Origin of the sequence: Streptomyces sp. NBC_01477, from assembly GCF_036227245.1 — a bacterium.
Lineage (GTDB): Bacteria > Actinomycetota > Actinomycetes > Streptomycetales > Streptomycetaceae > Actinacidiphila.
Genome location: NZ_CP109445.1, coordinates 5,760,834 through 5,775,000, shown reverse-complemented (window position 1 = coordinate 5,775,000; position 14,167 = coordinate 5,760,834). Strand labels below are relative to the sequence as shown.

11 protein-coding genes (1 of these 11 running past the window's edge) are annotated in these 14,167 nt (G+C 73.5%); 1 reads left to right on the top strand and 10 read right to left on the bottom strand.

Annotation, left to right across the window (positions count from 1 at the left end; genetic code table 11):
• From OHA86_RS24565 to OHA86_RS24530, 8 genes are all read right to left on the bottom strand, one after another.
• Positions 1-437: the 5' portion of a hypothetical protein gene (locus OHA86_RS24565; RefSeq protein ID WP_329178542.1), read on the bottom strand. It extends 178 nt beyond the left edge of the window; only the first 437 of its 615 coding nucleotides appear in the window; its start codon is at positions 435-437; its stop codon lies off the left edge, out of view.
• 102 nt (positions 438-539) lie between these two features.
• Complete coding sequence (gene ahcY / locus OHA86_RS24560) at positions 540-1,991, bottom strand: adenosylhomocysteinase (protein ID WP_329178540.1); 1,452 nt, start codon at positions 1,989-1,991, stop codon at positions 540-542.
• A 232-nt stretch (positions 1,992-2,223) separates the two neighbouring features.
• Positions 2,224-3,183 (bottom strand): cation diffusion facilitator family transporter, encoded by a 960-nt coding sequence (locus OHA86_RS24555; protein WP_329178538.1) that lies wholly within the window; start codon positions 3,181-3,183, stop codon positions 2,224-2,226.
• Positions 3,184-3,279: 96 nt separating this feature from the next.
• Entirely contained in the window at positions 3,280-4,479 is a 1,200-nt protein-coding gene (manA, locus tag OHA86_RS24550; protein WP_329178537.1) for a mannose-6-phosphate isomerase, class I, read from the bottom strand.
• Positions 4,480-4,484: 5 nt separating this feature from the next.
• Complete coding sequence (locus OHA86_RS24545) at positions 4,485-5,612, bottom strand: SIS domain-containing protein (RefSeq protein WP_329178536.1); 1,128 nt, start codon at positions 5,610-5,612, stop codon at positions 4,485-4,487.
• 79 nt (positions 5,613-5,691) lie between these two features.
• On the bottom strand, positions 5,692-5,871 hold the full coding sequence (locus tag OHA86_RS24540; protein ID WP_329178534.1) for a Trm112 family protein: 180 nt from the start codon (positions 5,869-5,871) through the stop codon (positions 5,692-5,694).
• Positions 5,872-6,070: 199 nt separating this feature from the next.
• Entirely contained in the window at positions 6,071-7,429 is a 1,359-nt protein-coding gene (locus OHA86_RS24535; protein WP_329178532.1) for a phosphomannomutase/phosphoglucomutase, read from the bottom strand.
• A gap of 136 nt (positions 7,430-7,565) precedes the next feature.
• A complete protein-coding gene (locus OHA86_RS24530; protein WP_031519528.1) occupies positions 7,566-7,928 on the bottom strand; it encodes a DUF3499 domain-containing protein in 363 nt (120 codons plus the stop codon).
• 321 nt (positions 7,929-8,249) lie between these two features.
• Here OHA86_RS24530 and OHA86_RS24525 point away from each other — a divergent pair, with 321 nt between their 5' ends.
• Complete coding sequence (locus OHA86_RS24525; protein ID WP_329178529.1) at positions 8,250-8,690, top strand: metallopeptidase family protein; 441 nt, start codon at positions 8,250-8,252, stop codon at positions 8,688-8,690.
• Positions 8,691-8,721: 31 nt separating this feature from the next.
• Here the strand turns inward: OHA86_RS24525 and OHA86_RS24520 are convergent, their stop codons facing one another.
• The gene (locus OHA86_RS24520) at positions 8,722-10,188 is read right to left on the bottom strand and encodes a DUF5719 family protein (protein WP_329178527.1); all 1,467 of its coding nucleotides are present in this window, start codon (positions 10,186-10,188) and stop codon (positions 8,722-8,724) included.
• Positions 10,185-13,991 carry a glycosyltransferase family 2 protein gene (locus OHA86_RS24515; RefSeq protein ID WP_329178525.1) on the bottom strand — a complete coding sequence of 1,269 codons (3,807 nt, stop codon included), beginning with the start codon at positions 13,989-13,991 and terminating at the stop codon, positions 10,185-10,187. The genes OHA86_RS24520 and OHA86_RS24515 overlap by 4 nt, the downstream gene beginning before the upstream one ends.
• Positions 13,992-14,167: the final 176 nt, after the last annotated feature.

The following is a 14,167-nucleotide window of genomic DNA, read 5'->3' as shown; positions in this document are numbered from 1 at the left end:
GACCACGACTGGTCCACAGTCAGGGGTGCGAGCACGGGGGGCCGGAATGACACGAGACGTACGCGGGTGGCGGGGCCGCCGGGTTCGAGGCGGAGGAGTCTCGCGGTGGCGATCAGGAATGCGGGCGAGGCGCCGGTGAAGGCGTGCGCGGGGGCATTGCCCTCCTGTGCGTGTTCGCCGGTGGGATCGGTGCGGACCCAGGTGACGCCGTCGAGGGCGGCTGCCCGGACCTGCCAGGCGTGGGCATGGAGCTCCAGGCGGATGGGGCGGCCGAGTTCGTCGAGGGTCAGGTCGACGGAGCCGGCGTGATCGCCGCCGGGACCCGTGGTCTGCGCGGTGTAGCGCCAGCCGGAGGGGCCGGTGGCGCAGTGGAAGTGTTCTTCTCCCAAGGGGGTGTGGTCATGAGTGTCGTGGAGCGAGTAACGGCCGCGGGGCATGGTGGGTTCTCGGGATCTGGCGAGGCCCCCGCCTCGACGGGGAGACGGGGGCCTGCGCGGTTCGGTTCGGCCTGGTCGGGCCGGACGGTGGGGACGTGTCGCTCAGTAGCGGTAGTGGTCGGGCTTGTAGGGGCCTTCGACCTTCACGCCGATGTAGGAGGCCTGCTCGGGCCGCAGGGTGGTGAGCCGGACGCCGAGTGCGTCGAGGTGCAGCCGGGCGACCTTCTCATCGAGGTGCTTGGGAAGCACGTAGACGCCGATCGGGTATTCCTCGGGCTTCGTGAACAGCTCGACCTGCGCCAGCGTCTGGTCCGTGAAGGAGTTGGACATGACGAAGGAGGGGTGGCCGGTGGCGTTGCCGAGGTTGAGCAGCCGGCCCTCGGACAGCACGATCAGGACCTTGCCGTCGGAGAAGGTCCAGGTGTGGACCTGGGGCTTGACCTCGTCCTTGACGATGCCGGGGATCTTCGCGAGGCCGGCCATGTCGATCTCGTTGTCGAAGTGGCCGATGTTCCCGACGATCGCCTGGTGCTTCATCCTGGCCATGTCGGAGGCCATGATGATGTCCCGGTTGCCGGTGGTGGTGACGAAGATGTCGGCCGTCTCGACCACGTCGTCGAGCGTGGCGACCTGGTAGCCGTCCATCGCCGCCTGGAGCGCGCAGATCGGGTCGATCTCGGTGACGATGACGCGGGCGCCCTGGCCGCGCAGCGACTCGGCGCAGCCCTTGCCGACGTCGCCGTAGCCGCAGATGACGGCGACCTTGCCGCCGATCAGGACGTCGGTGGCGCGGTTGATGCCGTCGACCAGGGAGTGCCGGCAGCCGTACTTGTTGTCGAACTTCGACTTGGTCACCGCGTCGTTGACGTTGATCGCCGGGAAGAGCAGCGTGCCTTCCTGCTGCATCTCGTAGAGGCGGTGGACGCCGGTGGTGGTCTCCTCGGTGACCCCGCGGATCTCGGAGGCGAGCTGGGTCCACTTCTGCGGGCTCGCCGCGAGGGTGCGGCGCAGCAGGGCGAGGACGTAGCCGTGCTCCTCGCTGTCCTCCGCGGTGGTGGCGGGGACGGCGCCCGCCTTCTCGAACTCGACGCCCTGGTGGACGAGCAGGGTGGCGTCGCCACCGTCGTCCAGGATCATGTTCGGGCCGCCGGTGGGGGTGTTGGGCCAGGTCAGCGCCTGTTCCGTGCACCACCAGTACTCTTCGAGGCTTTCGCCCTTCCAGGCGAAGACGGGGATGCCCCGGGGGTTGTCGGGGGTGCCGTCAGGGCCGACCGCGATGGCCGCGGCGGCGTGGTCCTGGGTGGAGAAGATGTTGCAGGACGCCCAGCGGACCTCGGCGCCGAGGGCAACCAGGGTCTCGATGAGGACGGCGGTCTGCACGGTCATGTGCAGCGAGCCGGTGACACGGGCGCCGGCGAGCGGCTGGCTGGCGGCGTATTCCGCGCGCAGGGACATCAGGCCGGGCATCTCGTGCTCGGCGAGGGTGATCTCCTTGCGGCCGAAGGCCGCAAGGGAGAGGTCCGCGACCTTGAAGTCGGTGGCGGTAGTCGTCATTCGGGCTGCTCCTCGGTGCGATCGAGGTGGACTGGGGTGTGGCGCGGTCACAAGGCGGCAACAGGTGCGACCGGCTGCGGGCGGACCTGTCCCCTTGCGGCAGCGCAACCCGTCGGAGGCCCTCTCTCCCTCGGCCGGTCACCGTGCGGTGACCGCCCGACCGCCATCAGCAGCGACGTCTGGCTGGGAACGAATCTACACCGGTCGGCCGATCCGTCGCAGTCCATCGGGGTCAGCGGCCGCCGGGCGTCTGGTCGGGGTCGGGGCCGGCCGCGGCGGCGGTGTCGCTGTAGATGTCGGGTTCGAGGTAGATGACGCGGGCGAAGGGTTCCGCGGCGCGGATGCGTTCCTCGGCCGCGTCGATGGCGCGGGCGACCTCAGCGGCGGTGTCGTCGTGCTTGACGGCGATCTTGGCGGCGACCAGCAGTTCTTCGGGGCCGAGGTGCAGGGTGCGCATGTGGATGATGCCGGTGACGGTGTCGCCCGCGACCACGGCCGCGCGGATGCGGGCCAGGGAGTCCGCTCCCGCGCCTTCGCCGAGCAGCAGGGACTTCGTCTCGGCCGCGAGCACGAGGGCGATGCAGATGAGCAGGGTCCCGATGCACAGGGTGCCGACGCCGTCCCAGACGCCGCTGTCGGTGGCCAGCGCGATGCCGACGCCGAGCAGGGCGAGGACCAGGCCGATGAGGGCGCCGAAGTCCTCCAGCAGGACGACCGGGAGTTCCGGTGCCTTGGCGCGGCGGATGAACTCGACCCACGACAGGGTCCCGCGCGTGGGGTTGGACTCCTTGATGGCGGTACGGAAGGAGAAGCCCTCGGCGGCGATGGCGAAGATCAGGACGCCGACCGGCCAGTACCAGTGGTCGACCGGGTGCGGGTGGCTGATCTTCTCGTAGCCCTCGTAGAGGGCGAACATGCCGCCCACGGAGAACAGGACGATCGAGACGAGGAAGGCGTAGATGTAGCGTTCCCTGCCGTAGCCGAACGGGTGTTCCTCATTGGCTGCCTGCTTGGCCTTCTTGCCCCCGATGAGGAGCAGTGCCTGGTTGCCGGAGTCGGCGAGGGAGTGCACGCCTTCCGCGAGCATCGAGGAGGAGCCGCTGAACGCGAATGCCACGAACTTCGCCGCGGCGATGGCGAGGTTGGCGCTCAGCGCCGCGACGATCGCTCTGCTTCCGCCTGAGGCGCTCATAAGTGCTGGGTGTCCCTTCCGTCGGCCCGGGCGGCTGGCTCGCCGTGTCGGGCGCTGCGGACGGACATTGTTGCAGTCCGCGCCGCGGTCGGTGCCTCAGGCCGCCACGGTGGCGCGGAAGACGGTGCCTTCGCCGCTGAGTTCGGTGCGTTCGCCGGCCGGGATCCAGCAGGATTCGCCGCGGCCGAGGGTCAGTGTGCTGCCGTCCTCGGCGCTCAGCAGGGCCTGCCCCGCGGTGCACAGCAGGATCTGCGGGGTGCCCTGGTCGAGAGTGCGTGGGCCGGAGCCGGCGGCGAGGACGTAGCGGGAGAGCCGGAATTCGTCGATGGGGGCGGCGTACAGCTCCTCACCGTCGGGGGCGGCCTCGGGGCGCAGCACGCCGGGGTCGCCGGCTTCGAAGCGGACGACGCGCAGGAGTTCGGGCACGTCGATGTGTTTGGGGGTGAGGCCGCAGCGCAGCACGTTGTCGGAGTTGGCCATGATTTCGACGCCGAGGCCGTCGAGGTAGGCGTGCGGGACGCCGGCGCCGAGGTAGAGGGCTTCGCCGGGCTGGAGTTGTACGTGGTTGAGCAGCATCGCGGCGATGACACCGCGGTCGCCGGGGAAGCTGTGGGCGGCCTTGGCGTAGGCGGCGTAGTCCGCGGCGTACGGGGTGTCGGTGGCGGCCAGGCGGGCGGCGGCCTCGGTGGCGGCGTGGACGGTGTCGGCCATCGCGGCGGGGTCGCCGCCGAGGACGGCGGCGAGTACCTCGCGCAGCGCCCGGTCCTCGGGGTGGGCGCGCAGGATGTCGGCGTAGGGGGCGAGGGCGCCGACACCGAGGGCGTCGATGAGCGCGGCGGCCTCGGCGGGCCGGCGGAATCCGCACAGTCCGTCGAAGGGGGACAGCGCCACCAGCATTTCGGGCTTGTGGTTGGCGTCCTTGTAGGTGCGGTGCGGGGCGTCGAGCGGGATGCCGCGGGCTTCCTCGTCGGCGTATCCGGCCCTGGCCTGGGCGAGGTCGGGGTGGACCTGGACGGACAGCGGTGCGCCGGCGGCGAGCACCTTGAGCAGGAAGGGGAGCCGGGGGCCGAAGCGCTTGACGGTGGCGTCGCCGAGTTCCGCGGTGGGGTCGGCGTCGATGAGGGCGTCGAGCGGGACGGGGCCTTCGCCGCGGTCGACGCGGGAGGGTGCGCCGGGGTGGGCGCCCATCCACAGTTCGGCCTGGGGCTCGCCGGTGGGCGCGGTGCCGAGGAGTTCGGGGATGGCGGTGGTGGAGCCCCAGGCGTAGGGGCGGACGGTGTTGAGGAGGCGGTTCATGCCGGTCATGGTCTCTCGGTCGAGGCGACGGCCAGATATACGGCGGCGAAGTCGGTCAGGGCGAGCAGGGACGCCGCGACGTGCAGATCGCTGCCGCCGGGAGCGGCGATCTCGCTCAGCGGGGTGTCGTGGGCGTAGGCCTGTTCGCGGGCGGCGGGGGCCGCCGAGCCCGGCTGGTCGGGGGCTTCCTGGAGCAGCACGATCCGCAGCCGGAGCCCGTCGGATTCCTCGACGCGGTCGCGGAAGAAGTCGTCGGGGTCCGCGGTGAGGGCGTGCACGCCGGCCTGCAGCGGGCCGTGGGCGGTGAGGGCGGCGGGCAGCTCCGCGCTCAGTGCCGGGCGGCCGGCCCGGGTGGCGAGGACGGTCGCGAAGCGGCGGGCGCCGGCGGCGGCTATCCGGCCCTGGCTCCACAGCAGCGGGAGGGCGTCGTCCAATTCCGCGGCGAGGGTTTTGGCCGGGTTGGTGTAGGTGGCGATGGCGGGTCCGCAGCGGGCGGCCACCTCGTCCAGGGTGTCGGCGAGGGCGTGGAGTTCGCTTGTCGGTGCGGTGATCAGGCCGAGCCGGTCGGTCAGGGCGAGCAGCGGGGTGAGCAGCGCCCAGAAGGCGCCGGCGTCGGCAGGTGTGTCGCTGCCGGAGCCGTTGCTCTCGGGGGCGGCGAAGGGCAGGGCCAGGCCGCGGACCTGTGCGACCGCGTCGGCCAGCGGTGCCTTGGCCGGGGTGACGGCGGCGGCGGTGCAACCGCGGCGGTAGGCCTGCTCGACCAGGTCGGTGAGGCCCTGTTCCGTGCCGTGCGGAGAGATCAGGAGCAGCAGGTCGAGCGATCCCACCCAGCCGGGCAGGGTCCAGCGGGCCTGCTCGGGGGACGGTCCCGTCGGGGTGAGCGCCTCGGCGGGGCAGCTGCCCGAGCCGAGCGCGGTCAGCAGGTCGGCGACCCCGGCGGCGTCGGGCCCGCTGCCGGCCACCAGGACCGTACGGGGCCGTCCGTCGGGCTTCAGTGCGGTCACGCCCGCCTCTTCCGCGAGCCGTAGTGCGGTGCGGACCCGGGCGCCGGAGGCGGCGACTCCGCGGAGCAGTCCGCGGGTGTCGGCGCGGGCCAGCCCCTCGGGGTCCTCCAGCAGCGACTCGTCGAACAATGCGACCTCCGGGTCGTGACGTGGTGATGCGGTCGGACGGGGTGCGGGTGCGGGTGCGGGTGCGGTGGTGCGCGGGCGGTCAGCCGGGGCGGCGGGCCTCGTCCACCAGCAGCACCGGGATGTCGTCCCTGACCGGGTAGGCCAGGCCGCAGGTGTCGGAGGTGCAGACCAGCTCCGCGGCGTCCACGTCCTCGCGGAGCGTGGCGTGGCAGGCCGGGCAGGCGAGGATGTCCAGAAGGCTGGCTTCGACGAGCGGCATGTGCGGTGTCCTCCGGGCGGTGTGCGGCGGGCAGGTGCCGACCGGGCCGTGTGCGATGAGTGCGGACGACCACGGGCCGGAGGCCGGGGCGCCCGCCGGACGAATGCCCCGGCCTTTGTCTGCCAGCCTATCCCCGCGCGCCTCGCCGGAGCACGGGGCCGGGGCGAGGCAGCGGAAAGGCGGGCCGGGGCGGCGGGGTTCAGCCGTTCACGAGCGCGAGCACCTGGTCGCGGATACGGGCGACGGCCTCGTCGTCCGCGGCTTCGACATTGAGCCGCAGCAGCGGTTCCGTGTTGGACGCCCGCAGGTTGAACCACCAGTCGGCGGCGCTGACGGTGAGCCCGTCGAGTTCGTCGAAGGTGACGCCGTCCTGGCCGGCGAAGGCGGCGCGGACCGCTGCCGTACGCCCCTGCTGGTCGGCGACGGTGCTGTTGATCTCGCCGGAGGACGCGTAGCGGTCGTAGCCGGCGACCAGGGCGGACAGCGGCCCGTCCTGGCCGCCGAGGGCGGCCAGCAGGTGCAGCGCGGCGAGCATGCCGGTGTCGGCGTTCCAGAAGTCGCGGAAGTAGTAGTGCGCGGAGTGCTCGCCGCCGAAGACCGCGCCGGTTGCGGCCATCTCCTGCTTGATGAAGGAGTGGCCGACCCGGGTGCGTACCGGGGTGCCGCCGTGCTCCTTGACGACCTCGGGCACCGAGCGGGAGGTGATCAGGTTGTGGATGATCGTGGCGCCGGGGTGCGCGGCCAGTTCGCGGGCTGCGACCAGGGCGGTGACCGCGGACGGCGGCACCCCTTCGCCGCGCTCGTCCACGGCGAAGCAGCGGTCGGCGTCGCCGTCGAAGGCCAGGCCGAGGTCGGCACCGGTCTCGCGCACCCGGGCCTGAAGGTCGACGAGATTCTTCGGGTCGAGCGGGTTGGCCTCGTGGTTGGGGAAGGTGCCGTCCAGCTCGAAGTACATCGGGACCAGGTCGACCGGCAGGCCGGCCAGTACGGTCGGCACGGTGTGGCCGCCCATACCGTTCCCCGCGTCGACCACGACTTTCAGCGGCCGCATGCCCGACAGGTCGACCAGTGACCGCAGGAAGTCGGCGTAGTCGCCGAGCACATCGCGGTCGCCGATGGTGCCGGGGACGGCCGCGCCGGGCGGCACGCCGGTCTCCAGCCACTTCTCGGCGAGCGCGCGGATGTCGGCGAGGCCGGTGTCCTGGCCGACGGGCGCGGCGCCGGCCCGGCACATCTTGATGCCGTTGTACTGCGCCGGGTTGTGGCTCGCGGTGAACATGGCGCCGGGCAGGCCGAGCCGCCCGCTGGCGAAGTACAGCTCGTCGGTGGAGCACAGCCCGATGCGGGTGACGTCCACGCCGCGGGAGGCGGCACCGCGGGCGAAGGCGTCGGACAGGCCGGGGGACGAGGGCCGCATGTCGTGCCCGACGACAATGGCGTCGGCTCCGGTGACGGTGACGAAGGCCGCGCCGAAGATCTCGGCGAGCGGGATGTCCCACTGATCGGGTACGACTCCGCGTACGTCGTAGGCCTTGACCAGCTGCGACAAATCGGCCACTGCACACCTCTGCTGTACGGGGTCGCGGAGATCGGACGGAACGGCGTGGCAATATGCCGCGGTTCCGGCCACAACCTACCCCGGGGGGCATACGCCCGTTCCGCACGGGTGCGGGGGCTGGGGGCGGCGCGGAGTCCTACTCCGGCGAGCGGAGCACCCGCAGATGGCCGCGTCGGGCGACTTCCAGCGGGTCGATGTCGCGGGCGCCGGGCCGGGTGCGCTCCTGCGGGCGGGCCGCCTCGCGCACGGCGTTGGCAAGCGCTTCCAGGTCGTCGCCGCTGGGCCGCACAGGACCGGTGTCGACGGCGAGCCGGACGACTTCCCAGCCGCGGGGCGCGGTGAGCCGCTCGGAGTGCTCGGAGCACAGGTCGTAGCAGTGCGGTTCCGCGTAGGTGGCGAGGGGGCCGAGGACGGCCGTGGAGTCCGCGTAGACGTACGTCAGCGTCGCGACGGCGGGGCGGCCGCAAGCGGTGCGCGAACAGCGACGTACAGGGCTCACGAGGTTGGACGGTACCGCACTCTTGAGCGGGCCGCGACGACTCTCCCCAGGCTCACCCGGTCGTGTCGTGGCGGCGCCGCTTTCCCGCCCTGCGCCGCCCCTGCGGCGGCCACCTGCGGCGATGCCGGGACGGCCGGAGGTACGTACCAAACGCGGCCCGGCGCCCGTCACGGTGGCCGGCGGCGTCCCAGGGCGCCAGGTGGCGCGTTTCCGTCACTTCTGTGGCTTGATGCGGCCTGAACCTCGGCGCGGGATGACGATAAGGGGACCGCGTTCATGCGGGTCGCGACACGGCGCGGGGCGGCGGCTAGGCTCACGCTGATGGACAGTTCCGCTCCGCCTCCCTCCGATCCGCGTCCGCGGCACCGCGACCGGCACGGCCGCGGCATGCGCGGCCCCATCGCGCCGCCGCAGGTGCCGCTCGCGGTCAGCCGCGCCGACGCCTTCGACGACCTGGTCAGAGACGCCGCCGACCGGCTGGAGCGGCGCTGGCCGCAGCTGGCGGACGTGGAATTCGCGGTGCAGGAGGTGCCCTGGCCGCAGGACGGTACGGCCGACGGCGACGCGGTGCCGCTGGGGCGGCTGGTGGGTGCGGACAAGGGGCGGCCGAGCCGGATCGTGGTCTACCGGCGGCCGGTGGAGATCCGGGCCAAGAGCCGCGACGAGCGGGCGCTGCTGGTCCACGAGGTGGTGGTCGAGCAGGTCGCGGAACTGCTCGGCCTGTCCCCCGAGAACGTCGACCCGAAGTACGGCGAGGACTGACGTCTCCCGACGCCGGTCCCCGCCTGCGGCGCTACTTGTTGAGGATGGCCAGGTCGGCGCCGGCCTGCGGCACCTCGACCATGCCGCGGTCGTCCGGCAGCGGCTGGATGGTGAACATCGGTACGCCGCCCAGCGGCAGCGCCAGCATCCGCGAGGCGTAGACGAGGCCGCCGGAGAGCCGTTCCACGGTCACCGCGTAGCCGCCCTTGCCCTGGGAGGGCGGCTGCGGCTGCAGGGACAGGCTGGTGCCCGCCTTGACGATGACGGTCTTGGTCACCGTGGTCCCGCCGGTCGGCCCGGGCGACGAGGTGACCTTCACGCTGGCGTCCTTGCCGACGGCCATCAGGGTCAGCGTCGAGGCCTTGTCGCGGTTGTCGGCGACGGTGGCCCGGGTGTCGATGGCGGGGGTCGCGGGCAGGAAGGCCAGCTCCTGCTTGTCGCCCTTGCCGCGGGTGACGCGCAGGCCCACCACGACAGGGACGGGCGAATGGACGGTGCTCGATCCGACGACCAGTGAACCCGCCTCGCCCTTGGTGACGTCCCCGAGGTCGGCCGTGGCGGTCATCCCGGCCTTGACGTGCAGCGTCTCGTGGTCGGCCGGGGAGATCAGACCGGTCGAGGTGGCGAGCTTGATGGTCAGGTCGGCGTCGTCGGAGCCGGTCGCGTACGCCACCAGGTGCACGGCGGTGGCGTCGGCCGGGATGCCGGGCATGACGAGCGAGGTGGCGGGCTCGGCGGCGGGCGGCAGCCAGTCCGTGCCGATCTTGTTGTCGGTGGCCTGGACGGCGGCGCCGACCCGGCCGCTGCGGACGACGACGTGCACGGTCAGGTCCGCGACCTTGTCGGCGACCAGCGTGGACAGCAGCACCGGCTTGGAGCCCTTGCCGGGGACCGTGATGCCGTCGCCTGTCGACGCCTTGAGCAGACCGTCCTTGCCGTACAGCTCGATGTCGACGACCGCGGGGGCGTCGTCGGGGTCCACCAGGTGCAGGTAGTCCTGCCGGCCGGTCGCGGTGCTGGCACCGGGGAACCAGAATTCGCTGTCCGGGGTGACGCAGGAGGTGCCGAGCAGCCCGCGGCCCGGCCCCGAGTCCACCACGGTGGTCTGCTCGACCGCCCAGCCGGGGGCCAGCGGCCCGTCGGCGGTGCCGATCAGGGCGGGCGCCTCGGGCTTGTCCGTCGTATAGGTGACGGATTTGCCGGTCTGCTTGAGCGGCGCGAGCGGCTTGGCCTTGTCGGCGGCGGGGACCAGCTCCGCGCTGCCCGTACCGCCGGCGCCGCCGCGTGGCGTCGAAGGGGTGAACGACGTGTAGGTGGTGTTCGCGAATTCCGACGGGGACGGCGCGGGGCACACCACGGTGCTGCGCTGCACCGGCAGCCGGGTCACCGCGCCCTCGGGGGCGGCGGCCGAGTCGCTGCCGCCGGTCAGGGAGGCGGCGCCGGTGAGGACGGCGAGCGCGACGACGGCGCCGCCCAGGGAGAGGGTGTTGCGGTTCACTGGTGGTCGCTCCCGTCACGGCGCTGGTCGCCTTCTGCGTAGTACGGCTCGGCGTCGCCATATGCCGCGGGGTCGGCGTAACCGCCCTGGTCGCCGTAGCGCGCCTGGTCGCCGTAGCCGGTCACCGTGCCGTCCTGCGGTGGCTGCTGCCCCTGCTGCGCGTAGGGGTCGTAGCCGGGCTGCGGCGGGACGTAGCCGTACTGGTCGCCGTAGCCGGTGTTCTGCTGCTCGTAGCCGCCCTGTCCCGCGGGGTAGGGCTGCTGCTCCCACTGCTGGTCGGGGTAGGGCGCGTAGTAGGGCTCCGCGCCCTGGCCGCCCGCGTCGGGGGCCGGGACGGCGTACGGGTCGTAGCCCCCCTCCGCCGGGTCGTAGCCGGCCGCGGCGGGGTCGTACGGCGCGGCTTGCGCGTCGTACGGGTTGTGCTGCGGCGGCGGTCCGGGGTCGCCCTCGGGGGCGTCAGGCCCGGCGTCGTCCTGGGCGCTGCTCGCGGCGGCCTCGGCCTCTGCCGCGGCCTGGAGGCGGCGGGCCCTGCGGCCTTCACCGCCGGCCTGGGCCGGGATGTCGGCGGCGAGGGCGCCCTCGGCGTCCGGGAGGTCGTCGTCGACCTCCCGGCGGCGGCCCGGCAGCGCGAGCACGACGGTGACGAGCAGCAGCAGGGCCTGCACGCCCAGCCAGCCGACGTGGGCGACCGGCTCCTTGAAGGTGACGTCGAGCCGTCCGCCGGAGGCGGGCAGTTCGAAGCCCTGCGCCCACCCGTCGACCGTGGTCGGCGTCAGGCCGGCGCCGTCGAGGCTGGCCTGCCAGCCGCTCGACGCGGAGTCGGCGAGCCGCAGCACGCGGCCCTGCGGGCCCGGGGGCAGCTTGGTGTGCGCCTCGACGCGGCCCGAGGGGACGGCGACGGGCTGCGCGCCCTTGGCGGTGACCGTCAGCCGGGAGACGGTCGTGTCGACCCGCCACAGCTCGCTGCCGTCGGCCTGGCTGACGCGGGACAGGCCGGGGGTGCTGTCCATGACGCGGGACAGGGCGCGGGGCGTGCCCTTCTGCGCGAGGACGTAGCGGACGGCGTAACCGGCGAGCCTGCTGCCCTGGTCGGCGCCCGAGCCGGCCACCAGGTTGGCGACGAGGGTGTCCAGGGTGGCGTCGCGGCGGGCCTGCGCGGCCAATTCCGCGTCGCCGATGCGGACGCCCGCGCCGCGGACCAGTGCGTAGGCGACATGGCCTTCGGTGCCGCTGAGGACCAGGGTGCGGGCCTGGTCGCCGCTGGTGCTCTCCTCGGCGACGAAAGCGGGCACCTGCTGCGGGTCGCGGCGGTCGAGGGGTCCGTCGGCGCCGTGCGCGACCCAGGTGAAGGCGGCGAGCAGCGGCGCGGCGGCGGCGGCGAAGGCGATCAGGCCGGCGACGGGCTGCCGCCAGCCGAATCCGCTGGCGGCGATCCGCTCGTTGGCGCCTTCCGCGCCGACCGCGGCGGCTGCCAGCAGTGCCAGGCCGTAGACGAGTGTGGCGGGTCCCGCCCACGCCTTGCCGTTCTCGATGACGGCGAAGAGCAGGCCGGTCGCGGCGACGGCCCAGGCCGCGGTGATCGCGGTACGTCGGGTGTCGCGCAGCAGCGCGGCGAGCGCGGCCAGCACCAGGCCGACCAGCAGGACACCGCCGGAGGCCTTGGGGCCGCCGGGGCTGAGCAGCAGCAGGTCCAGGCCCGACGCGTCCTTGGCGCCGCCGTACGGCAGGCCCGCCTCGTGGAGCAGCCGTCCGGGGTGCGACAGCAGCGTCAGCGACCAGGGGGCGAGCAGCACGATCGGGGTGATGATCAGTGCGGCGAAGCGCAGCAGGTGCGGTACGAGCAGGGCGCCGCGGCCGGTGGCCATCCGCCAGGCGACGGTCGCGGCGGCGAGAACCAGCGCAATGGGCCACGTGATCGGGGTGAAGGCGGTGGTGAAGGTGAGCATCAGGGCCAGTGCCCAGGTGGCGCGCCAGCCGGGCTTGGCGCCGCGGTCCAGGGCGGCGGCGCCGAGCTGGAGCCCGGCGCAGGCGACCGCGGCGCGGGCCATCAGCGGCAGCAGGATGGCCAGGACGGCGGTGCCGAGCCGGCCCGTGGCGAGCGCGCCGGTCGCGGCCGGCAGGAAGGCGTAGGCGACCGAGGCCCAGGCGCGCAGCAGCCGTGATTCGACCAGCGGGCGGGACGCGAAGTAGGCGGCGAAGCCGGCCAGCGGCACCGACGCGACCAGCAGCAGGGTCAGGGTGAGGCCGGTGGAGCCGAACAGCACGGTCGAGAACAGGCCGAGGACGGCGAGGTAGGGCGGCGCGGACTCGGTGCCGCCGGTGCCGAGGGAGTGCCAGGCCCCGGCGTAGCTGCGCCACAGGTCGGAGGCGCCGGGGTCGGAGGGCAGCAGGGCGCCGCCGGCCAGCGAGCCGCCGCCGAGCAGGGAGCGGCAGGCGGCCAGCGAGACGACCAGCAGCACCGCGAAGAGCACGGGGCCCGGTTTGCGGGCGATCCGCTTGAGCCGGGCGAACTGCTCGATCTCCAGGAAGTCGCCGCTGTCGTCGTCGCCCGGTCCGGACTCGACGGCGCCGCCGTGGCGTCCTGCCGCGGCGGTGGCGGCGTCGGCGCGGCCCCCGATGTTGCTGACGACCTGGTCGACGGTGGCGCGTACGGTCGCGCCTGGCGGCGGGAAGAGCGGCCGCAGCTCGGAGGGGGCGACGGTGCCCGCGCCGCGCCTGCGGCGGGCGCCGAGCACCCGCCCGGGGCGCAGCAGGACGCCGAGCAGGCCGACGATCTCGTCGACGGCCTGTCCTGGCACCTTGCCGACGAGATAGGCGAGGGTGCGCAGCAATGTGCCGAGGACTATGCGCAGGGCGACGTACGGCAGCAGTGGGCCGCGGGTGTTGGCGAGCAGCGTGTAGACCGCGCCGGCCTTGTCGACCCGGTGCGGGTTGACGGCGGAGCGGCCCGCGCAGTCCACCGGGCGGCGCTCGCGGGAGGCGGCCTCGGCGTGCCACAGCACGGCGTCGGGGGCGACGAGCACGGTGTGGCCCGCGCTCTGGGCGCGCCAGCAGAAGTCGACGTCGTCGCGCATGAGGGGCAGCCGGCGGTCGAAGCCGCCCAGCTCCTCCCACACGTCGCGGCGGACCAGCATGCCCGCGGACGACACCGACAGCACCGGGCGCACCTGGTCGTGCTGGCCCTGGTCCTGTTCGCGGCGTTCGAGCGCGGTCCAGCGGCGGCCGCTGCGGGCGATGCTGACGCCGACTTCGAGCAGCTGCTTGCGGTCGTACCAGCTGCGCAGCTTGGGGCCGATGATGGCGGCGGACGGCGAGCTGTCGGCGACCCGCAGCAGGCCGGCCAGGGCGCCGGGGTCGGGCTCGCAGTCGTCGTGCAGCAGCCACAGCCACTGGACGGGTTCGCCGTACGGCTGTTGGGGCTCGTCGTAGACGTCGTCGTTCCAGCTGCGGGTGGCGGGGTCCCAGCCGCTGCGGCGGATCAGGTACGGCAGCTGCTCCGCGGTGAGCGGTACGGCGGTGCGGGCGGCCTCCTCGACGGCGGCGCCGAAGCCCGTACGCCGGGCCAGGTGCAGGACGCGCTGGTCGCCGAGTGATTCGGCGAGCAGCCGCGCGGAGTCGTCGGCGCTGCCGGTGTCGGCGGCGATGACGTCCTGGACCGGGCGGTCCTGGGCGAGCAGACCTGCGAGGGACTTGGGCAGCCAGCGCGCGCCGTCGTGCGCTACCAGCACGGCGGTGACGACATGGCGCGGGAACTCAGGGGTGCCGGCAGGGTGGGCGGCCGGTGCTGGGCTGTTCACGGGCATCGAGGTTCTGGCCCCGGTTCGCTGGACTGCGGTGGACGCTGGCGCCCGCTCGCGGCGGGGTTGCATCTCGGACGGCCACCCACACTAACGGCTTACGCGGACACCACCGGCCTGGCGTGAGCACAGTGTGAGAACAACAGCAGCCCGTCGGTCGCGTCCGGGGACGCGGCGGGCGG

What these genes read in the sequence shown, in the direction of transcription:
- OHA86_RS24555 (WP_329178538.1), bottom strand. Translation starts at nt 3,183, where the DNA reads ATGAGCGCCTCAGGCGGAAGCAGAGCGATCGTCGCGGCGCTGAGCGCC.
- OHA86_RS24515 (WP_329178525.1), bottom strand. Translation starts at nt 13,991, where the DNA reads ATGCCCGTGAACAGCCCAGCACCGGCCGCCCACCCTGCCGGCACCCCT.
- ahcY (WP_329178540.1), bottom strand. Translation starts at nt 1,991, where the DNA reads ATGACGACTACCGCCACCGACTTCAAGGTCGCGGACCTCTCCCTTGCG.
- manA (WP_329178537.1), bottom strand. Translation starts at nt 4,479, where the DNA reads ATGAACCGCCTCCTCAACACCGTCCGCCCCTACGCCTGGGGCTCCACC.
- OHA86_RS24525 (WP_329178529.1), top strand. Translation starts at nt 8,250, where the DNA reads ATGGACAGTTCCGCTCCGCCTCCCTCCGATCCGCGTCCGCGGCACCGC.
- OHA86_RS24540 (WP_329178534.1), bottom strand. Translation starts at nt 5,871, where the DNA reads ATGCCGCTCGTCGAAGCCAGCCTTCTGGACATCCTCGCCTGCCCGGCC.